This window comes from Roseburia sp. AF25-13LB (assembly GCF_003478915.1).
GTDB classification, from domain to species: Bacteria; Bacillota; Clostridia; order Lachnospirales; family Lachnospiraceae; genus Roseburia_C; species Roseburia_C amylophila.
The window spans coordinates 299,143-320,862 of record NZ_QUFO01000004.1 but is presented as its reverse complement, the minus strand read 5'-3'; the positions used below and the strand labels follow the sequence as shown (position 1 = coordinate 320,862).

The following is a 21,720-nucleotide window of genomic DNA, read 5'->3' as shown; positions in this document are numbered from 1 at the left end:
AAATAAAGAGAACAAATCAACGACGGAGTTGACCAGGGAAACCTGTGTCAACTCTATTTTTTTTACGCGAGTAGCGAGAAAAAATCTGGGAGAAAAGAAGGAGCCAAGCTTGCTTGAGCGAACTTCTTTTCAACCCAGATTTGGACGAGCACCGCGATAACCCGAGAAAGGAGTGATTCCAATGGCTGAAAGCAGAAAACGTCAGACATCCGTATTTATATTATTAATATTAGCTGCAGGAACCGTTTATAAAGTTCCATATCTGAAGGCTGTTTTCTATGACCAGCTGGTAGCAAGCCTTGATATTACCAATACACAGCTTGGAATTCTTTCTTCCTTCTATGCAGGCGTAAAGATGTTAATTTATATTCCGTGCGGAATCATAGCAGACCGGCTGGATACCAAGAAATGCCTTGTCTTTTCCTTATTGGGAGAGGGAATTTTAACCGGTGTCTATGCACTGCTTCCTTCCTTTGGAATCTTGGAACTGATACAGGCACTGTTAGCACTGGTAAATGTATTTTTCTGGACCTCATTTATTAAGAGTATCCGAATCCTGGGTAAAAATATGGCACAGGGTAAAATCTTCGGATTAAGTGAAGGCTTTCGCGGAATTACCGGTTCCATAGCAACATTCATTGCATTAAAATGCGTGTCCATGATGGCAGAGACCGCACACTCTATCAGAGGAGCACTGCTTTTCTATGGAGCGTTGTATCTGGTGACAGGAATTCTCATTTTGTTTCTATATCCAGATGATATGGAAGAAGATGCAGACCATCATCAGACCTGGGCAGATTATGTAGCAGTCTTTAAGAAACCGGCAATCTGGATGGTATCACTTTTGATATTTACCACATACAGCATGCAGGTAGCTTTTGAATATACCACAACTTATATGACACAGGTACTGGGAATCGCCGCAGTTACCGTTGGAACCATAGCAACCATCCGGGATAATATCTGTGGAGTAATCGGAGCACCGTTAGCAGGCGCTTATGCAGACCGGGTGAAATCTTCCACAAAAGTGATTTCCTGGTTAATCGTAGTAGAAATTGTTTTATCCATTGTACTTTTCTTAAGTCCTGAGACACCAAAGATTGCATATGCTGCAATGGGATTTGTACTGGTGTTCAGCGTGGTACTCCATGGAGTCCGCGGAGTATATTATTCAACAATGTCAGAAACCGGAATACCGGTTTCCATGACAGCAACTGCAACGGCAGTAGTGGCAGTGCTTGGTTATACACCGGATATGTTTATGTCACTCTGGTGCGGACATATTTTAGATGCTTACGGCTATGAAGCAGGATTCAAAAAAATATTTGCAATTATAGTTATTTTTGGAATCATTGCATGGGGCATCAGTCTTGTGATGCGCAGTTATCAGAAACGGCTTTTAGCAAAGCAGAAATAAAATAGCTTTTACGAGATTTCCTGCTTCCCGGGATTTGCAGGAGTCTCTGTAAATAGAAATAAAAAGTAAAGGAGATTTTCTTATGAGTGATGCAAAATCAAATAAGATGACAAAGTGGATTGGTTTTATTATCCTGACACTTGCAGCAGGTTTAATTTACCGTGTCCCATATTTAAAAACAGTATTTTATGACAACATGGTATCTGACTTCGGACTTACAAATACACAGATTGGTTTATTGATGACGGTGTATTCTTTGACAAAAACAATTCTTTATATTCCGGGGGGCATTCTGGCAGATAAATTTGACAACCGGAAAATGTTACTTGGTTCCACCGGCTTGCTGGCAATTTTAACATTCTGGTATGCAACTTCACCGGGGTTTGCCGTATTGAGAGTAATTTATTTCTTCCTGGCAATTTCTAACGTATTATTCTGGGTATCCTTTGTAAAGGCGGTCCGTTTGTTTGGCTCAGAGGATGAACAGGGTTCCGTATTCGGTTACAGCGAAGGAATCCGTGCAGTAGCAGGCTTAATTATTAACTTTGCGGCACTTGGTATTTTAGGTGTATACATTTCTTCCACCTGCCCGTTACGTTATGTCTTAATTTTCTATGGCATCGTATATGTGATTATGGGAGTGTTCATGTTCTTCCTGCTTCCACATGATGATAAGAAAGAAAATGTTGCAACTTCCTTTAAGGATTACATTAACGTATTGAAAGTACCAAGCGTATGGCTGGTAGCAATCCTGGTATTATGTGCATACAGCGTACAGGTTGCAGCAGAATATACCACAACATATCTTACAACCGTATTTGGCATGGGTGCGGTAGTAGCCGGAATCGTAGCAACCATTCGTTCTTATGGAATTGGAATTTTTTCCGCACCAATTATTGGAAAGGTTTCTGATAAAGTTGGTTCTTATACCAAGACATTAATCGGTTTATTTGTGATTGAAATTATCTTTGGTATTGCATTAATCGCAATTCCTGGAAAACCAAACTTCTTAATCCTTGCAATCGTAGTAGTGCTGGCTTTAGCAACTGTTTATTATGCAGTTCGCGGTGTATACTATGCAACCATGGGGGAAGCAGGCGTTCCGGTAGCAATGACAGGAACCGCAACCGGTATTATTTCCGTTATCGGATATCTGCCGGATTCCTATGAAAATACTATTTTAGGTAACTTCCTGGACAAGTATGCAGCAGTCGGTTTTAACTATGTATTCGGAACTATCGTAGTATTTGCATTACTTGGAATCTGCGTATGCTGCATCATCCGTTTCGTTGGAAAAAGAAAAAAAGCTCAGACTGAGAAATAGAGGAAATTGATATGAAAATAGCAATTACCTGCCACTATGCATCGCTTCCGGAGGATCATCCTACCTGGAAGCGGGCAATAGAAGCAGCAGAAGTAGTATTAAGTGAAAAAGTAAATTTAAGCAAAGAAGAACTTTTAGATTTTGTTTCCGATGCAGATGCATTGATTTCCGGAACAGATTTCATCAAAGAAGATGTGATTGCAGAACTTCCGGACTGCTTAAAGGTAATATCAAGACCTGCAGTTGGTTATGACAGAGTAGATATTAAGGCAGCAAGAGCCCGTGGCATTGATGTATGCAATGCACCGGGAACCAACAGCAACGCAGTAGCAGAATTGGCAATGGGGTTAATGCTGTGCTGCGCAAGGTCACTTCCATATCATTTCGCCAATACAAAACAGAAATTATGGAAGAATGACAGAAATGGAATGGAGCTTACCGGAAAGACACTGGGAATCTTAGGATTAGGTGCAATCGGAAAAGAACTGGCAAAGAAAGCTGCCGCATTTGGCATGAAAGTATTAGGCTATAGCCGCCATATTGATGAGTCATTCTGCAAAGAATATGGAATCATACCTGCTGACCGGGAGACGATTTTGCAGGAAAGTGATGTTATTTCCCTGCATATGCCACAGACTCCGCTGACGAAAGAAAGTATCAATAAAGAAGCATTTGTACAGATGAAAAAAGGAGTCATTTTAATTAACACATCACGAGGTTATCTTGTAAACCGTGCAGATTTAATAGATGCAATAAAGACAGAAATCGTAGCATCTTATGGAACAGATGTTATGCAGGAGGAACCGCCGGAGGCAGATGATCCGCTGTTTTCACTGGATGAGGTTGTGATAACACCGCATATGGGTGCATCCACAGAGGAAGCGCATATTAAAATGATGGATGTGGCAATGACGAATGCACTGGATATTCTGGAAGGAAAGCCTTGTAAGAACATTGTAAACTAAGGGAGGAAGAGAAACATGGAGCAGACATTAAGAGATGGTCTGAATGACCAGATTTTATCAATAGAGGTATCACTGATTCGTAAATTTGATGAGCAGACCAGTGATGTGCCGGATATTTTGAAATTAACATTAGGAGAGCCGGATTTTAATACACCGGAACATATCAAACAAGCAGCTATGAAAGGTATTGAAGAAAACTTTACCCATTATACCGCCAATGCCGGAATGCCGGATTTGCTAAAAGGCGTGGCAGCGTTTATGAAGACAAAATATCATTTAAATTATGACCCTGCCAGTGAAATTTTAACAACGGTTGGAGCAGAGGAAGGCGTAGCAGCATCTATTTTAACAGCACTGAATCCGGGAGACAAAGTAATTGTGCCATCCCCAATTTATACGGCGTATGTTCCACTGATTCGTCTGGCGCGGGCAGTACCGGTTACGGTAGATACCAGTGACACCGGAATGGTGCTGACACCGGAGCGGTTGGAAGAAGCCATTGAAGAAAATGGTGGAGATATCAAAGCAATTGTATTGAATTATCCGAGTAATCCTACAGGAGTTACTTATTTAAAAGAAGAGCTTGCAGCATTGGCTGAAGTTATCAAAAAGCATCATATGCTGGCTATCTGTGATGAGATTTACAGCGAATTAACCTATGGCGATGAACCGCATCATTCCATGGCAGAATTCGCAAAGGAGAATACCATTGTAATCAATGGATTGTCCAAGTCCCATGCCATGACCGGATGGCGTGTCGGTTTTATCTTGGCAAGTGCCGACATCATTAAAGAGATTCGTAAGACACATATGTATCTGGTATCCAGCACCAGCTCCATTTCCCAGAAAGCAGCATTAGAGGCTGTAACAGCGGGTATAGATGATGCACTGGAAATGAGAAAAGAATATCAGAAACGGAGAGATTTCCTATATGAAAAATTAAGCGCATTGGGATTTGAAATTGCAAGACCAAACGGAGCTTTTTATATCTTTGCAAAGATTCCGGCAGGACAGATTCAGGATAGTATGCAGTTCTGCGTGGACCTGGCAAAAAAAGCACATCTTTCCGTGATACCGGGCATTGCCTTTGGCAAAGAGGGCGAGGGCTATATCCGTATCAGTTATGCGGCAGCCATGGAAAAATTAGAGGAAGCCATGCGCCGGATGGAAAGCTATATTCTTGGAAAATAATCTTTTATATAGAAAACATATTTATATCATTACTCTTAAAAGAGGGCAGGTACTGATTGTATCTGCTCTCTTTTTTAAAAAATGTTGCAACATAGGCAGATAGAAAGTATAATTAAAATTGGTTGTATTTACAGTAGAAAAGAGGATTCCCTATGTCAGAAAATGAAAAAGAGGAATTTGCATTTATCAAAGAGAAAATCAAGAACAAGCCGTTAAATAAGAGACGTATTATTTTAAAAACGGCATTTACGGTTGTGCTTGCGGTTGTCTTTGGACTTGTATCCTGTTTTGTATTTACATGGATGCGCCCGGTGATGGAAGAGTGGCTGAATAAGCCGGAGGATACCAGGGTGAGCATCCCGAAAGATGAAGAGGTACAGCCGGATACGGAAGAAGAGACAAATTCCACGGAGACAGGTGTAGACGAGCCGGATGTAGAAGAAGGCTTAAAAGAGCTTACACCGGAGGAATATCAGAAATTACAGAGTAAGCTTTATGCGATTGGAAGCGAAGCAAATAAGTCCATTGTTACGGTGACAGGTGTGACCAGTGATGTGGACTGGTTTAACACGCCTTATGAGAGACAGGGACAGGCAAGTGGAGTCATTATTGCGGATACCGGTCAGGAGCTTCTGATTATGACAGAGCGCAAGGTCATAAGCGGAGCAAAATCCATTCATGTGACCTTCCTTGATGACAGCACCGTAGAAGCGGAGCTTAAAAACTATGACGGAAATACCGGAATTGCGATTTTAAATGTAAAACGTTCCGACATCGAAGAAAGCACTCTGGGCAGAATTAAAGTGGCAGTGCTTGGAAATTCACTTCAGACCACACAGGGCAGCGTTGTGCTGGCACTGGGCAGTCCGCTGGGAACGAATTTCTCCATATTGACAGGAAATATTACATCGACTTCTAACAGCATTTCCACCTTTGATGCAAACTACAATGTACTGACAACAGATATTGTGGGCAGTAGTCAGGGAAGTGGTGTACTGGTCAATCTCTCTGGTGAAGTGGTTGGAATTGTTATGCAGGATTACAGCAGCGGCGATGAGAATACGCTGACCGCAATTTCCGTTTCCCAGTTGAAAGACATTATCGAGAAGCTTTCCAATGGACAGGATATTCCGTATCTTGGACTGAAACTGACTTCTGTAACATCTGACATTGAAAAGGAATATGACATACCAAAGGGCGTATATATTAAATCAGTGGGAATTGATTCCCCGGCGATGGCGGCAGGCTTGCAAAGCGGTGATGTCATCGTAAAGATTGCCGGAGAAAATGTAGAGACAGCGCAGGCATATAAGAATGTGTTATCCGGGCAGACTCCGGGAGATGTTGTAAAGATTACCATAAAACGCCAGGGGGCAGCAGGCTATGTAGAAATCGAATGTTCTGCAACCGTTGGTGTACTAAAATAGAAAGAGGAAAATTATGCATTATATTGAAACATTACGCGAAGGCGAAAGAGTAAATGAAATCTATCTTTGTAAAAATAAGCAGTCAGCGCTGACGAAGGCAGGTAAGCCTTATGAAGCATTGATTTTACAGGATAAAACAGGCACACTGGATGCAAAAATCTGGGAGCCGGGCTCTGTGGGAATTGATGATTTTGACCGCTTTGATTATATCAATGTAGTGGGAGATATCACAAGTTTTCAGGGCGCATTACAGTTAAATGTAAAGAGGGTCCGGAAAGCAACCGAGGGAGAGTATGAACCAAAGGAATATCTTCCGGTCAGTGAATATAATGTAGATGAAATGTATGAGCAGTTACTTGGATATATTAAGCAGATGGAGAATCCATATCTTAAGAAACTGGCAGGCAGTTTCTTTATCGAGGATGCAGATTTTGCAAAACGTTTTAAATTCCATTCTGCAGCAAAAAGCGTACATCACGGTTTTGTGGGCGGACTTTTAGAGCATACTTTAAGCGTAACGAAGCTTTCTGCTTATTTTGCTGACAACTATAAGATTCTCAATAAAGATTTACTGGTTTGTGCCGCCATGTTTCACGATATCGGAAAGTTAGAAGAGCTTTCTACTTTCCCGGAAAATGATTACACCGATGAGGGACAGCTTTTAGGACATATCATGATTGGAGCCATGGAAATTGCAGAGCGCATCAAGACCATCGATGGTTTCCCGGTGAAACTGGCACATGAGATGGAACACTGTATTCTGGCACATCATGGAGAGTTAGAGTATGGTTCTCCGAAGAAGCCGGCATTACCGGAAGCTGTAGCATTAAGCTATGCAGATAATATTGATGCAAAAATGGAGACCATGCGTGAGCTTTTGGCAAACGTACCGGAAGGAGATACTCAGTGGCAGGGATTCAACCGTCTGTTTGAATCGAACATCCGCAGATCGAGTATATAAGAAATATGAAAAAAGATGACATTGTTACACTGACCATTGACGATATCGGAACTAACGGCGAAGGTATCGGAAGAACGGAAGGCATCACACTTTTTATCAAGGATGCTCTGCCGGGAGACATGGTTCGTGCCAAAATCATGAAGATGAAAAAAACTTATGGCTATGCCCGCCTGATGGAAATTCTTAAGGAATCCACCATGCGGACAACCCCGCCATGCCCGGAGCATAAGCGGTGTGGTGGCTGCCAGATTCAGGCACTTTCTTATGGGAGCCAGCTTAAGTTTAAGGAAAATAAAGTACGCAACAACTTAAAACATATCGGCGGATTTGAAAATCCAAAGGTCTTACCAACACTTGGCATGCAGGAGCCTTACCGCTACCGGAACAAAGCACAGTTTCCGGTGGGTTATGATAAAGAAGGCAACCTGGTGGCAGGCTTTTTTGCGTCCAGAACCCACAACATTATTCCGGTGCAGGACTGCCTTTTGGGAAAGGAAGGCAACGGAAGAATCCTGTCCCTTATTTTAGACACCATGAAATCCTATGGCGTCAGTGCCTATGATGAGAAAACCGGAAAAGGCTGCGTCCGCCACATCTTAATCCGTTATGGCGAGAAAACCGGAGAGTGGATGGTTTGCTTTGTCATCAACGGAAAGAAGCTGCCGCATGCAGAAAGTTTTATCGAAGTATTAAAGGATTTGCCGGGGATGACAAGTATTACTGTAAATATCAATGAAACCCGGGGCAACGTGATTTTAGGGGAAGAGACTTATACCCTCTATGGACAGGGTTATATTACAGATTATATCGGAACAATTTCATTTCAGATTTCCCCACAGTCTTTTTATCAGGTAAATCCGGTGCAGACAGAGGTGCTTTATAATAAAGCTTTGGAATATGCCAAGCTCACCGGCGAAGAAACGGTCTGGGATTTATATTGCGGTATCGGAACCATTTCCTTATTTCTGGCACAGAAAGCGAAGAAGGTTTATGGTGTGGAAATTGTACCGCAGGCAATCGCAGATGCCAAAGAGAATGCCCTTCGAAATCACATTTCCAATGCAGAATTTTTCGTTGGAAAAGCAGAGGAAGTCTATCCGGCATACTGTGCCGCCCATAGCGAGGAAGCCCGTGCAGAAGTTATCGTAGTGGACCCGCCACGCAAAGGCTGCGAGGAATCCCTCCTTGCCATGATGTGTGAGATGGCACCACAGCGTATCGTCTATGTAAGCTGTGATTCCGCAACCCTGGCCCGGGATTTGAAATATCTTTGCAGCCATGGATATGACCTTGTGGAGGTGCAGCCGGTAGACCAGTTCGGCCATACGGTACATGTGGAGACGGTTGTATTGATGTCAAAAAAATAAAATCAAGTGCCAGAAAGTAGCGTATTTCCGGGCTTTTTCGGAGGCTTGGATTAGAAGCCAGACTTCTGAAAAAGCTCGGTTTTCTTATATGGAAACATATCTACTGCAAAATGTGTGTCAGGTTGTAACCTCGGATTAGATGTCACGATTTGAGACAGTGGATTAGATGTCAGGCATTTTGGGATGATTTTTGGAAAATGAAAAAGGGTGACAACCAATCCGGCAACTCGACCATTTTAGGTGTTTGTAGGCAGTGGGATAGATGTGAGGAGGATTGAAAAGTGAGTAATTCGCAAATTACAATTTTTTATTCATGGCAGTCGGATTTACCTGGAAGCGAAACAAGAAACATCATACAAGACGCAATAAAGGATGCTGTAAAACTACTAAGGGATACAGTTGATATTGAAGCAGACCGAGATACCAAGGGTGAATATGGTTCACCGGATATAGCTCAGACAATTTTTTCTAAGATAGATGATTGTGATATTTTTATTGCAGATGTTAGTGCGGTATGTCAATACGAAACAACTGATAAAGATGGAAATAAAAAGGTAAAATATATGCCCAATCCTAACGTGATGCTTGAATTAGGATATGCTACTCATGTTGTTGGTTGGGAAAATGTGATTTGTGTATTAAATGCTGATTATGGTGCGCCGGAAGAGATGCCATTTGATATTGCAAGCCGAAGACTAACGCCTTTTTCAACAAAAGATGGTAAAAGTAAGGGAGAGATAAAACGGTATATAAAGGGAGTAATTCAGGATACAGTTGAAAACTTGTTAGAAAATGGGAAGCGTGTCAAAATAGGATTCTCTGACTTGCGCATGGGTTGCTTTGTTGAGGGTACTATCTCAAAATTTCTTTATCCGATTGAGATATCTAAATCGGTAGCTTTTGTTAAGCATAGAGAGCAAATAATAGAAGAATGTTTGCAACTGATAGAGCAAATCAAGAGTATAAAAATCACAGATCCATCTGAATTATTGAGTGAAGCTGAGGAAAAAAATACAAATGCGGAAAAGAATATTGAAGAAACTTCTATTATTAGAAAAGATGGTTCAGTATTAACACCAATTAAAAATCCTTTAACACTAAACATTTTCAAATTACAGAGAGTGGTTATCAAAGACGATGACAAGAAATCAATAATAAATTTATGCAAAGATTATTTAGGTATAGATATATCCGTTGAAATAGAATTCTTCAATATCGGTAATTTGGAAAGAAAAAATGATTTATTGTCATCATACACCTACGAGGGAACAGAAGAGGAAGAACTTAAATATGATAAGATAATGGAATTAGAATATAAATTGTATCGCATACAAATGATGGATTGGTATGTAACAACTTTTGATGGGATGTTTTTTATACCACTTGCAATTGAAAATGCATCTGCAGTGTATGATGAAGATATAGATATACATATTAAGATACAAGAAAATGATGCTGAAATAATTTATCCGTCAAAGAAACTGATAAATCCGAATATGCAAGGCTTGGAAGGTTTAATTTTTGAAGAAGGCATTATAAAAGAACTTTTGTTAATGTTTGAATCATCAGACATTTCATATGATAGTGATATATCATATAGTATTGCTGATAGCTTAGCTGAGAATCAGGCATCAATAAGGGCATATTTTAATGCAAGTGGAATAAACGGAAATCCAAAGTATGGTGAAGAGGATTACGAAAGAGAAATATCAAAATATATTGCAATACCAAATTCCGGGAGTAAGAGTGAGTTTGAATTCACTATTAGTTCTCTTAGACCAAAAGAAAAAAAGTGGTTAGGTCCTGCGTTACTGATAAAGCCTTTGAAAGATAATTTTGATATTGAATATTCAATAAAATCAAAGCACTCAGACGGCAATTTATCAGGAGTAGTAAAATTCAATCAATAAAGAAAGCTCCCCATCACCGGATTGATTTGCTTCCAGTGGTGAGGAGTCTTTTTGCTTCTATGGGATTATCCTTCAATATCAATTTTCAGTCCGGACTTAAGCTCCACAGTGAAGTGGTCCTCCCAGACGATGATTCGTTCAAGCCAGCGCTTTACCAGGGCCTCGTCGAAGGCTTCCAGGTGTGCGGGCTGCTGCTTGATAAAATCCTGCAGTTCATTGATGCGGGCAATCTGTGCGTCTCTGGCGGCGGTATCAACCGTGCACTTTTCGCGCTGTTCCCGGAGCTTGAAGATCTCGTCGGCAATCTCATCATAGGCCTCTTTGCTATTAGCTTTTTTGAGAAGCTCTTTCTGAAGCTCCTGTAGTCTTTCGTTGATACCATCAGCGGTATTTTGCTGAGCGCTTCGGATCACCTTTGCAATGTTCTGCTGGAGCTGCGCCTGGTAGGTGGACTTATCGCCAAGGAGCATGTTGATAGCCTGAACTACCACATTCTCCAATACCGTCTCATTGACGGTTCTTGCGTGGCATTCCTGCCCGGTCGGCTCCAGTCTACTGATGCAGCGCCAGACGATGGATTTGCAGCCGCGATTGTTCCAGTGGATTCTGCGGAACATTTCACCGCATTCGCCGCAAATGACAATCTGTGCAAAGCAGTGGTTGCAGCTGTAGGAGCGCTTTTTGCCATTGGCACTGGTTTTGACCACTCGTCTGCGTACCAGCTCTTCCTGCACCCGTAAGAAAATATCCTTCGGAATAATTGCTTCGTGGTTGCCTTCCACATAGTATTGCGGAACAATGCCGTTGTTCTTGACTCTGGTTTTATTCAGGAAGTCTGTGGTGTAGGTTTTCTGAAGAAGAGCATCACCGATGTATTTTTCATTTCGAAGAATCTTGTTGATGGTGCTGGTCCACCATTTTGTTTTGCCTGCACCGGTGAGAATGCCGGCTGATTCCAGTCCTTTCGCAATCCGATCCATAGAATAGCCTTCCAGGTATTCCCGGTAGATGCGCTTTACCACCTCTGCCTGTTCTGGATCGATGATAAGATTTCCATCGGCATCCTTGGTGTAGCCGAGGAAGTGATTGTGATTTACCTGTACCTGGCCATTTTGGTAGCGAAACTGGAGTCCCAGCTTTACATTCTGGCTGAGGGATTGTGATTCCTGCTGAGCCAGGGAAGCCATAATCGTAATCAGGACCTCACCCTTGGCGTCCATTGTGTTGATAGCCTCCTTTTCAAAGAAGACGGGAATGTTCTTATCCTTCAGCTGGCGGATGTATTTCAGGCAGTCCAGCGTGTTTCTGGCAAATCGGCTGATGGACTTGGTGATAATCATGTCGATATTTCCGGCCTCGCAGTCGTCAATCATACGGTTAAAGTCCTCACGCTTTTTTGTGTTGGTGCCGGAAATACCATCATCGGCGTAGATACCGGCAAATTCCCATTCGGGGTTTTTCTGTATAAATTCTGTATAATGCTCGACCTGAGCATCGTAGCTTGTAGCCTGCTCATCGCTGTCAGTACTGACTCTACAATACGCTGCGACTCTAAGCTTTGGCTTTGCATTCTGCTGCCTGGCAGTGTTTCCGACCTGCCGTTTTGCAGGGATGACCATAACATTTCCTATTATTTGACCTCACTTTCTATCAGGCTGTATAGGTATTCTGCTTGCCTGACCGGATTTTCATAATTCTCTGTAATATCACCAAGTCGAAAGGCGGTAGGTGGCCTTTTTATGATTGGTGCAATATAGCGGTCGTTCCGTCCGAGCTGCGTAGAGCGCTTGCTAAGCTCCGCATTGACGGCATCGAAGGATGCCGGATCAATGATGGCCGGGTAGAAGTCATCTCCGAGGTAATGCCTGTTTAGCATCATGCGCTTGGCACCAGAATGGAGTAGGTTGAGCCAGGCTTCCTTTGCAGCATTGGTAAGGGATAGACCGCTTAAATAATTCTTGTAAAGGTCTCGAACCTGAGCGGCAGCAGCTTCATCTATCACTGCCTTGCCATTCTCGATCCGGTAACCGAAGGGTGTGTGTCCCATTAAATCATCTCCTTCAAAATAAGACCACAATGAAGTGCAAAGCCGATTTTCTGGCGGCTGTAAACCTCAATGTGATCCACGAATAATTCAAATAATTCTTCACTGTATTCCAGCTGCATTTCGCCACGTTCGCAGAAGTGTAGCAGGCGCTCCGTCTCGTATACCTTTGTGGCATCCAGTGATTGGGAGCGATTTAAGAGCTCAATTTGGTTCCTATATTCGCCAGCCTGGGAGAGAAGGATATTGTTTTCTTGGGTAAAAAGAATCTGGTCAATGTAGCCCTGTCCCATCAGCCTATGCAGGGTTTCTCGCTGTTCGGTGTTTTGCTCCAGCAGCATTTCTAATTGTTGGATATTTAGAAGCGATACATCGCCGGTGTTTTCCTGTAGTACTTTCAAATAAGGCTTCAAGACCAGCTTGTGACAGTAGACCAGCTTATTGATCATCGTGGTAAATGCCAGCTTCAAATCATCATCACGGATATAAAGCATAGAGCACCTGCTGGTGTCTTCCAGGTGAGTGTTGCACACCCAGGCTGCGTATTTCACGTAGGTGCTGGAATGGATTCTCCTACGGAAGGTATTCCTGCATTCGCTGCAGATAATCTTGCTGGAAAAGGCATAGCGCTGTTGATACTTAGCATTTCCCTTCTTGATGCCTTTCTCACTTGCCCGTTGTTCAATCAAGGCTGCTGCGGCTTCACAATCTTCGTGGCTTATAATTGCTTCGTGGTGATCTGGCACATAGTACTGATCGAGGTGGCCGTCGTTCTTGTGGCGATTAAAATTGCTGTCGGTATAGGTCTTCTGGAAAATGCAGTCACCGGTGTATTTTTCATTCCTGATGATGTCGCGAATGCTGGTAGAGGTCCAGCGGCCGCCTTTCTTGGTTGGAACCTGTTCCTGGTTTAGCTCCTTAGCGATAGCCTCCGTGCCTTTCCCGGAAAGAAGCTCTCGAAAGATGCGTTTTACGATTTCAGCCTGTGCCGGATCCACCAGGATTTCTCCATCCTTCCAGCGGTAGCCGTAAGGCACATAGCCAAGCTTATAGGTTCCATCCAGGAAGCGTTTCTTAATGCTCCACTTGTTATTTTCGGAAATCGAAGCGGATTCGCCTTCGGCCATAGAGCTTAGGATGGAAAGAAATAGCTCACTTTCCATCGAGCCGGTGCTGATATTTTCCTTCTCGAAATAGATCGGAATATCCAGTGACAGAAGCGTTCTTACTATCTTCAAGCAGTCTGTAGTATTTTGGGAGAGGCGACTGATGGACTTGGTGATTACAAAGTCAATTTTTTGTGCTTTACAATCTTCGATTAGTCGCAGGAGCATTGGCCTTTTATCAGCCTTGGTGCCGGTGATACCTTCGTCAAAATAGAGCCCTGCAAAGGTCCAGTCATCACGGGAGGTGATGTAGCTTTTGTAGTGCTCCTTCTGTGCATCCAGACTTTCGAGCTGTGCATCAGAATCCATGGAAACGCGGCAGTAAGCAGCCACATGGAGCTTCTTTTTCGAAGCCAGTGAAGGTTGGATTTTATCGATTTTGGTTACCTTCTTCATGGTGATTCACCTCCTTTGTCAGTGTAAGATTTTCATAGATTGTCCTTTCTACCAAAAAGGTGGTGAGATTGCTCCCACCACCTCCTTGGATTCTTTTTCAGTAGATTAGTTTGTCTTCTCGTAAACCTTCATGCGAGCTTCGTGATATTCAAGATCACGCTTAGCACTTTCCTGTTCGCGAATCTCACGCTTGTGGTCATTGATGAGGTTCTGGATCGCAGTGATAAGGAATACCACACTGAACAACAGCCAGATTGCAAGAAGAACAACAACGAGAATAGTCTGTAACATTTCCATAGTTGCCACCTCCATTAATTAAGGAAATCGTCATCTTCATCAGATGCGAAATCAGACTCAGCACTTGCCTTACCACCAAGAGGCTCACCGTCACGAATCTTCTGCAGATTGTTAAGTCCACAGGCGATACCCTTGTTACCGGAGCTGTTGAATGCATAGAAGCTGATGCTGGCACGACCATACACACCAGAGTAAACCTCGGAGCGAGTAAGGATCGGATTGCGATCTGCATCCACGATGCCAGGAGCAGAGGTTGCATTGGCATTTACGAAATAAGCATTGGCGTAGACCGGATCGTCCGGATGCTCCATGTCGCCATCACGAAGCGGAGTCTTGATGACAGAGAGGGCAGGTACAGACTTGCCATTGCCTTTGAGCTTGGCCTCGCCTTCCTTGTAAGCGGCCTCGATGGCAGCTTCAATCTTGGCGATGGTCTTGGTATCAGACTTCGGAATAATCAGAGATACGCTGTACTTCGGTGTACCTCCATTGATGGATTTCGGCTCCCAGACGTTGGCATAAGACCAACGAGTGTCAGGACCAGTGATTACCTTCATAGGATTGTTGATTTTTACATTCTTGTTCATTTAATTTTCCTCCATAAAATCAGTTTTTGCATTGTTCATTGCCGGACGTTTATCGCTCTCCGGTACGAGCGTCGGTTTACCTTGAGGCTTTTCAATATAGGCGGTAAGCAGCTCATCGAATCTGGATTTGCCAAGACGCTTCTGCATGGCAGTGATACCAAGGAGCTTCTTTTCATATGGATCAAACCCGGCATCTGTAACTGCCTAGATGACTGCCTCCTCATTGGAATACTTGCGGTTGGATCTACCTTCGACCAGCTTCCAGCCAGCCCATTCCTTACCGCTGATGGCCTGCTGCAGAGCATATTCCTTGATATTGGATGCCCAGGCAACTAATTCATCTGCACGAGAGAGGATGTATTCAATCTCCGAATCCTCTAAAAGAGGTGGAAGCTTGAAATCGTACTGAGCCAGTGTGAGATTGGCCTCGGCTCTGGCACGGCATTCGTGCTTGGCCTTGCAGAAACCACACCATTCGCCACAGAGAAAGTTCCCATCTCCGGCAAAGGCAAGATCTGCGGTCGGCTTCAACACTTCATTCGCCCACTTGTACAGCTCTTCCTTGGAAAGCTCGAAGGTGGAGATGTTCTGACGTCTAGGCTGATAAATGGTCATGCTGACGTTATCAATGTCGTAGATGTCATCAAAAAGCTCCAGGGCTCCAAGTGCGTAGCACTTCATTTGCGGATTATCGGTCGCATCTACGAGGACTCCAAGACCGTGCTTGTAATCGCATATTCTCAAGGTGCCATCTGCAATGATGATGCAGTCAGCGGTTCCGAAGCCCTGCTCCACCCAGCGAGAAAAATCTACACGCTGTTCAATCAGAACCTTCGGGTCAGCGCAGCTTTCCTTGGCGGCCTCTACCATTTCAAGGATGTAGGCGGCATAGCCATTGGCACAGTCCTCCATTTCCTCGTTGTACCAGGTGAGATTTTCCGTCGGATCACTGGCATCCATGCCCAGTGCCTTTTTCAGCTTGTACTCACAAAGCTCGTGAGCATTGGTGTCTTCCGCAGCATAATCGCTGCCTTTATCCTCGTAGGTCTCGCAGAGTCTTGCGGAAGGCGGACAGTGAAGCCAGCGGTCTGAAGAGGAAGCAGATAAGGTAGCGTGTCCTTTAGGTGGCATCGTCAAGCACCTCCGCATCCTTTAACAAGGCTTCATAGTGCTTCGGATCAACAGCAGATAGCTTGGAAGCACCATACTTCTGAAGTAATGTACGGATAGCAGCGGTATGCCCGGCACGGGACTTCTCTGCTAAGACAGCTCGTACATCCTCAAGTTTGAGTTCCGGTTTCTTTTCTTCCTTGGCAGCAGGCTCTTTGGCAGATGATTCATCAACAGTGCCACCAAACTGTTCTGCTAACCAGTTGGCTGCTTCGTTAATAGCAGCGGCTGCACTGCGCAGCTCTTCGATGGTCATAGCCATATCGCTCATTTTGCTCATAGCGACGTTCTCCTTTCTCTGATTGTCTTTGCTGTGCGAGGATTGTCATGTTTCTCGCCATTCTTGCGGATACGTGGGAGATTGCATTCAGTACTGCAATCAGCTCCGTGTCGTTACCGCCTGAATCGAAGTAGGACTTCTTCATGTGCTTCACCTCCGTTTCTGTGATGGTTAAGGCTTGTTGTTTCGTGCCTTACACCTTCCACTGGAGATGAGTGGCGGATTTGAGCGGAGAAATTTAAAAAAATATAAAATCCCTCCGGACATCGGTTGATGGATGCCAAGAGGGATGAATTGCTACATATGATATGTAGGATTAATAGCCACGGATTTTACGGAGCTCCGTGCGGATCTTCTTCATCTGATCAGCGAAGGTACGCTGAGGACGACCGAGCTTCTCGGCGATTGCACGATCTGAGATCTTGTAATCATCAAGCCAGCACTGAATGATGGTATCAGCCTCTGGGTCGAGCTCGCGAAGTCTGGCAAAGAGCTGCTCCAGGAGCATACGGTCGGTGATGACTTCTTCCATAGCCTTGCTACGGTCAGGTACATAGTCACCGATGGTACCATTGCCATCAGGTAGTGGCTGATCCAGAGAGGAGATGTCTCCGGCAGCGTGGTACTCACAGTCAAGACAGTCGCCATCACATCTCCATATGAAGCGATATGGGCACATGCACCTGCCGTGGTCCTGCTCCTTGTGGCGAATGCGGTCGGCTTCCTTATAAAATGAATTGTGCTGTTCCTTTGTGACAGAGATTTTCTCTCCTGTAGAGCGAAGATAGATGAATGGTGCGTTATGATTTTCATGATTTGCCATAAATTTTCCTCCTGTGATTGGCTTTGTTGAGCAATCGCAGGGGCATTTGGCTATCACGAAATTCTCATCTTCCTATCATCACAAAACGTTGCGTGCAATTGAAAAAAAGTGTGGATTGTGATATACTTTATTAAGGTTTATTAGGGTTTAATCTGATTTGCGTACCAGAGAAAATCTTGCACCAAAATAAAAAAGTCCCTGTGATTTGCTCACAAGGACATCCAATAGTTGCTTGAGTTAACGTGTCATAGTTGGCAGAGTTAGTAGAGTTGGTGTTTTGAAAAAGAGGGACAATCAATGACGAATAGAGAGAATATAAGACTCTGTGGCGGCACGTTCTTCACCTTATTGCTTGAGGATAGAAAGCCACGGGCCGGAGTAAGAGAACATTACGCGGGAGAGAAGGATGGGCTGTCTGAACCAGAAGTATTAATAGGATTATCTAAGGTTTTGGTGCCTGATTTTCGGGAGCCGCTAGAAAGTATGATGACAACCATTAAAGGGAATACGTCGGAATACAAGAGCTGTAAGAATAAAGGCGGCACTTATTTCCCGTTTAGCAATAGAGTTGCTTTGACAGAGTTTGACAAATGTGTGAAAGAAAATTATCAAGTTGCACTGAATCGAATGATTGAATTTTGCGATGAATTTCTTCACGTAAAAGACAGTACAAAAAAAGACGAGAGGCTGGTCAAGGCCCTCATCGATACGATAGATAAAGATGATTCAATAGAATCAAACCAGATATTCTACGCTTTACAGGATGGCACAGGCATGTCGAAAGCAGATATTGTCAAAAGCCAGAGCTTTTGCTTTCAGACATTTTTGCTGGGAATTCTGCACTTTTGTGTTATGCGTACTGATCCTGCAACGATTGGAAAAGAAACCTTTGATTTCTGGTGTCCGCCAAGAAACAGAGCACCCAGAACATACGAGGGAACTATGGGTGAGGATTGGAAAAAAGATGTGAAACTGACCTATGCAGAAGAAATTGGAGCAGAACTCAAAGATTCGGAAATTGTTGAAATAGTAGAGCCGGATCAGGAACAGACATATGAAGAACAGCAGTCGGATGTAGAGAGACAAGGTACAAAAGAAGCTCCGCAAATGAATTTCACTTTTAACGTTACCGGCAATAACAATAGCTTCTACAACCATGTTGACACGGTAAATAATTACTATGGAGGAAAAAAGGATGGAAAATAAGCCTCAGTTAAATAAACCTACCGTGCTTCAACAAAATAACACTCCGACGGAAATTAACCTTCCGGGCGATCATAATACGCTTATAGCTCATGCGGACAATGTGAAAAACGAATATAGGCCTACAATTCTGATCACGAATCCAATGCCGGGGATGCAGCAAGGTTACGCGATATCAGTAACACTAAACCTCGATTTCTATAATTTGATAGTAGTTGCAGGGGATGTACTCGACGGAACGTATCATGTGATGGTTGATAAAGAGAGAGCTATCACAGAGAGTACGTCAGACGAATTGAAAAAGCAGTATGCTGCACTGACACCGGAGGCTATAGCTGAAATAAAAACGTTTCCAACAATCATAGCCACTGAAAACCATAGTTATGGGAAGACCGATGAAGCGCATTATGCTCACTATGGAATTATCACCGATATAAAAGTTCAAGATAATGGAATAAAGATATACTATCAGTTTTTGAATTCGATTCCACAGCAGAAACTAAATGAGCTTTTATTTGAATTAGGTCTGCAGGGAAGTTCAAATTTTAATGAGCTTAATCGAATGCATTGGGCAATCAAAAGAATCAATATGGTAGAAGTTTTAAGAGAAAATGGAATTCAAGTTTTCTCTATGTAATACAGCTCGCAGACAGCAATGAATGGAGGTAGAAAATGAGCAAGGAATACGAAGAAATGAACATAGAAAAATGGGTAAACCTTGAGGATGTAGCAGTACATCTGAGTCTCAGCCAGGATACCGTCAGAACATGGATAAAAGAAGGAAAGCTACCTTTTTACAAAGCAGGTAAGAGATATAAGTTTAAAATTTCCGAAGTTGATGAGTGGGTTAGAACAGGGAAAATCAAGGAGTAAAAGAAAAGAGGTGCGGAATATTCTATGAAGCCAAAGATGCAATCAGCAATTGAAAGAATAACCTTAAACGATGCGACTTTTACTGGAGAAGTAATTGAGCCGACTTTCGTAAACTTTTTCTACGGAAAGAATGGTGCGGGAAAATCCACAATAGCCAGATCTCTTCGTGATAATACAGGAATAGAATGGAAAAATGGCAAGTCAGCATCAGACTATGATGTGCTTACATACAATACAGAATTTATTGATGCCAATTTCGCCAACTATGGCAATCTTGCCGGTGTATTTACCGTTTGCGAAACAAATATAGAAGTGCAAAAAAAGATAGAGGCCCTTCAAGCTGATAAGAGTGCGGTTGTGGAAGAGTATAAAAAGAAGTCCGAAGCAGCTGAATCAAAAAGAAAGGAAAAAGAAGGTGCCTTAGGAGTATTTCAGGAAGCCTGCTGGAATCAAAGCAAAACACTTAGACCAACATTCGATGCAGCTATAAAGGGTAAGAAGACGAAAGCTCTGTTTGCCGGTGAAATTCTAAAGATTACTCCGGTTCATCATGATGCAAGCGCACTTGAAGAAAGAGTAAAGACTCTCTGGGGCGGTGACGACAAGCAGTATGACAAATTCACTAAGGCTGGAAAAGTTTCTTATGCTTCGCTGCATGGATTTGATTTAATGGGGAAAGTTGTTGCTAGCAGCAGTGAAACGCCTTTTGCAAACTTTATCAAGAAATTAAATGCAACTGACTGGGTAAGACAAGGTCATACGCATTTTGCCGGACAAACGGATGGCAAGTGCCCGTACTGCCAGCAAAAATTACCGGTATCATTTGAGGATGATCTGCTTAAATGTTTCGATGCTCAGTATCAGGAGGATATTGCAGCAATCAGTAATTTTCAGTCAGTTTATGTATCTGAAATGAGCAGTTTAGTGCGCACCTTTGAAAGTAATCTTGATGATGTTCTGCCAGGACTGAACACAGATGAATATCAGGCAAAGGTAAAGAACTTCAAGGATGCGATTACCATCAATACACAGAGAATTGAAGCCAAGGTTAAAGAGCCGACTACGGTAGCATCGCTTGAGGATACAGATTCTTTACTGCTGGAAATCGGCAGCATCATTGATCAGATGAATGATCAGATAGAGGCTCACAATACTCTGGTAGGTGATAAGAAGAATCAGCAATCAAAATGCAGCAAAGAAGTGTGGGAGTATTTGGCTTTTGTACTTCAAGATGCTGTAAAAGAATACAACGATACGCTTGCTAATGCGGATAAGGAATTAAATGTACTTAAAACAGAGCTGAATAATCTGAGAACAAAGGATGGAAATATCACAACTGATATTAGCAACTTGAATAAGCAGGTTGTTAATACCGAAGCTACGATTGAGGGCATCAACAGAATATTAAAGACTTCTGGATTCCAGGGGTTTAATCTTCGTGCAAAGAAAGATGTGCAGAATACATACGAGGTTATTCGCCCAGACGGAACGATTGCTGAGAAATTATCTGAGGGCGAGCGTAATTTCATAGCTTTCTTATATTTTTATCACCTTGTAAGAGGTAGTTTCAGTGATGAGGAAGTGAAGGATAAGATTGTAGTGATTGATGATCCGGTTTCCAGCATGGATAGCAGTGCACTTCTCATCGTAAGTGCACTGGTGCGCGAAATGGTTGAAATCTGTCTGAATAACACGGATTATTTGAATCAGAAGATTGAAGGTAACTTTATTAAACAGATCTTTATTCTGACTCACAATGTCTATTTCCATAATGAGATAACGCCACGTCAGGTAAATAAATACAGAAGCACATCTTTCTATCTCATACGCAAAACAGATAATATTTCGCATATTAAGCTGTGTGTAAGACAGAGCCACACAATACCGACAGATAAAGAAAATTATAATCCGATTCAGAATTCCTATGCGGCACTATGGGATGAATACAAAGAACTGAAAACAGTTAATACACTTACGAATGTTGTGCACCACATTCTGGAATACTACTTCATTCAGATTTGCGGATATGCCGGAGCTGATTTACAGAAGATTGTCCTTGACGACAATAAAGACAAATTCGTAGACAACAGTGGTAGTAAGCCGGATTATACGAAACATGAACTGGCGTCAGCACTTCTCTCTTACATTGACAGCAGCCCGGCACTGATTGCGGACGGCTTCAACATTATAGAGACGGGATTTGATGCAGAGCAGATAAAAGAAGTGTTCAAGATGATTTTTGAGGCAATGCAGCAGGAACAGCATTACAAAATGATGATGAATACAGAGTCCTGATTATGGGACACGGTAAGAATTAAA

General features: G+C 42.9%; 20 protein-coding genes and 1 pseudogene. 12 read left to right on the top strand and 9 right to left on the bottom strand.

Features of this window, described 5'->3' with window-relative positions:
• The first annotated feature begins 181 nt into the window (after window positions 1-181).
• The 8 genes from DWY37_RS08420 to DWY37_RS08385 all read left to right on the top strand — a co-directional run bounded on the left by DWY37_RS08420 (window position 182) and on the right by DWY37_RS08385 (window position 10,562).
• Window positions 182-1,417 carry an MFS transporter gene (locus DWY37_RS08420; protein ID WP_117698360.1) on the top strand — a complete coding sequence of 412 codons (1,236 nt, stop codon included), beginning with the start codon at window positions 182-184 and terminating at the stop codon, window positions 1,415-1,417.
• Between the two features lie 82 nt (window positions 1,418-1,499).
• Window positions 1,500-2,741, top strand: a complete 1,242-nt coding sequence (locus tag DWY37_RS08415) for an MFS transporter (protein WP_117698361.1) — start codon at window positions 1,500-1,502, stop codon at window positions 2,739-2,741.
• A gap of 11 nt (window positions 2,742-2,752) precedes the next feature.
• Window positions 2,753-3,706, top strand: coding sequence for a phosphoglycerate dehydrogenase (locus tag DWY37_RS08410; protein WP_117698362.1), 954 nt, complete (start codon window positions 2,753-2,755; stop codon window positions 3,704-3,706).
• A 15-nt stretch (window positions 3,707-3,721) separates the two neighbouring features.
• Window positions 3,722-4,897, top strand: a complete 1,176-nt coding sequence (locus DWY37_RS08405; RefSeq protein WP_117698363.1) for a pyridoxal phosphate-dependent aminotransferase — start codon at window positions 3,722-3,724, stop codon at window positions 4,895-4,897.
• A 152-nt stretch (window positions 4,898-5,049) separates the two neighbouring features.
• On the top strand, window positions 5,050-6,324 hold the full coding sequence (locus DWY37_RS08400) for a S1C family serine protease (protein ID WP_117698364.1): 1,275 nt from the start codon (window positions 5,050-5,052) through the stop codon (window positions 6,322-6,324).
• Window positions 6,325-6,337: 13 nt separating this feature from the next.
• Window positions 6,338-7,285 carry a 3'-5' exoribonuclease YhaM family protein gene (locus tag DWY37_RS08395; protein ID WP_022242746.1) on the top strand — a complete coding sequence of 316 codons (948 nt, stop codon included), beginning with the start codon at window positions 6,338-6,340 and terminating at the stop codon, window positions 7,283-7,285.
• Between the two features lie 5 nt (window positions 7,286-7,290).
• Window positions 7,291-8,652, top strand: coding sequence for a 23S rRNA (uracil(1939)-C(5))-methyltransferase RlmD (gene rlmD / locus DWY37_RS08390; RefSeq protein ID WP_118542248.1), 1,362 nt, complete (start codon window positions 7,291-7,293; stop codon window positions 8,650-8,652).
• Between the two features lie 281 nt (window positions 8,653-8,933).
• Window positions 8,934-10,562 (top strand): hypothetical protein, encoded by a 1,629-nt coding sequence (locus DWY37_RS08385; protein WP_118544462.1) that lies wholly within the window; start codon window positions 8,934-8,936, stop codon window positions 10,560-10,562.
• A 65-nt stretch (window positions 10,563-10,627) separates the two neighbouring features.
• Here the strand turns inward: DWY37_RS08385 and DWY37_RS08380 are convergent, their stop codons facing one another.
• From DWY37_RS08380 to DWY37_RS08345, 9 genes and pseudogenes are all read right to left on the bottom strand, one after another.
• Complete coding sequence (locus DWY37_RS08380) at window positions 10,628-12,181, bottom strand: recombinase family protein (protein ID WP_199650037.1); 1,554 nt, start codon at window positions 12,179-12,181, stop codon at window positions 10,628-10,630.
• An 11-nt stretch (window positions 12,182-12,192) separates the two neighbouring features.
• Window positions 12,193-12,609 (bottom strand): integrase, encoded by a 417-nt coding sequence (locus tag DWY37_RS08375; protein ID WP_118541827.1) that lies wholly within the window; start codon window positions 12,607-12,609, stop codon window positions 12,193-12,195.
• A complete protein-coding gene (locus tag DWY37_RS08370; RefSeq protein ID WP_118544463.1) occupies window positions 12,609-14,168 on the bottom strand; it encodes a recombinase family protein in 1,560 nt (519 codons plus the stop codon). Before DWY37_RS08370 ends, DWY37_RS08375 begins: the two co-directional genes overlap by 1 nt.
• A 105-nt stretch (window positions 14,169-14,273) precedes the next feature.
• Window positions 14,274-14,465 carry a hypothetical protein gene (locus tag DWY37_RS08365; protein ID WP_243006655.1) on the bottom strand — a complete coding sequence of 64 codons (192 nt, stop codon included), beginning with the start codon at window positions 14,463-14,465 and terminating at the stop codon, window positions 14,274-14,276.
• 14 nt (window positions 14,466-14,479) lie between these two features.
• Window positions 14,480-15,052 (bottom strand): DUF2815 family protein, encoded by a 573-nt coding sequence (locus DWY37_RS08360; RefSeq protein ID WP_118541825.1) that lies wholly within the window; start codon window positions 15,050-15,052, stop codon window positions 14,480-14,482.
• A pseudogene (locus tag DWY37_RS08355) lies at window positions 15,053-16,183 on the bottom strand (DUF2800 domain-containing protein).
• Window positions 16,173-16,502, bottom strand: coding sequence for a DNA ligase (locus DWY37_RS08350; RefSeq protein WP_118541823.1), 330 nt, complete (start codon window positions 16,500-16,502; stop codon window positions 16,173-16,175). The pseudogene DWY37_RS08355 and the gene DWY37_RS08350 overlap by 11 nt, the downstream one beginning before the upstream one ends.
• The gene (locus DWY37_RS15710) at window positions 16,438-16,647 is read right to left on the bottom strand and encodes a hypothetical protein (RefSeq protein WP_147403587.1); all 210 of its coding nucleotides are present in this window, start codon (window positions 16,645-16,647) and stop codon (window positions 16,438-16,440) included. Before DWY37_RS15710 ends, DWY37_RS08350 begins: the two co-directional genes overlap by 65 nt.
• 171 nt (window positions 16,648-16,818) lie before the next feature.
• Window positions 16,819-17,325 (bottom strand): sigma-70 family RNA polymerase sigma factor, encoded by a 507-nt coding sequence (locus tag DWY37_RS08345; RefSeq protein WP_118544464.1) that lies wholly within the window; start codon window positions 17,323-17,325, stop codon window positions 16,819-16,821.
• 297 nt (window positions 17,326-17,622) lie between these two features.
• Between DWY37_RS08345 and DWY37_RS08340 the strand changes: the two genes are divergently transcribed.
• From DWY37_RS08340 to DWY37_RS08325, 4 genes are read left to right on the top strand one after another with little or no spacing between them, the layout of a single operon-like run.
• Complete coding sequence (locus tag DWY37_RS08340; RefSeq protein ID WP_118541818.1) at window positions 17,623-18,531, top strand: hypothetical protein; 909 nt, start codon at window positions 17,623-17,625, stop codon at window positions 18,529-18,531.
• Entirely contained in the window at window positions 18,521-19,165 is a 645-nt protein-coding gene (locus tag DWY37_RS08335) for a hypothetical protein (RefSeq protein ID WP_118541816.1), read from the top strand. Before DWY37_RS08340 ends, DWY37_RS08335 begins: the two co-directional genes overlap by 11 nt.
• 35 nt (window positions 19,166-19,200) lie before the next feature.
• Entirely contained in the window at window positions 19,201-19,401 is a 201-nt protein-coding gene (locus DWY37_RS08330; RefSeq protein WP_118541814.1) for a helix-turn-helix domain-containing protein, read from the top strand.
• Between the two features lie 24 nt (window positions 19,402-19,425).
• Window positions 19,426-21,696: an AAA family ATPase gene (locus DWY37_RS08325; RefSeq protein WP_118544465.1), complete on the top strand. Its 2,271-nt coding sequence runs from the start codon at window positions 19,426-19,428 to the stop codon at window positions 21,694-21,696.
• Window positions 21,697-21,720: the final 24 nt, after the last annotated feature.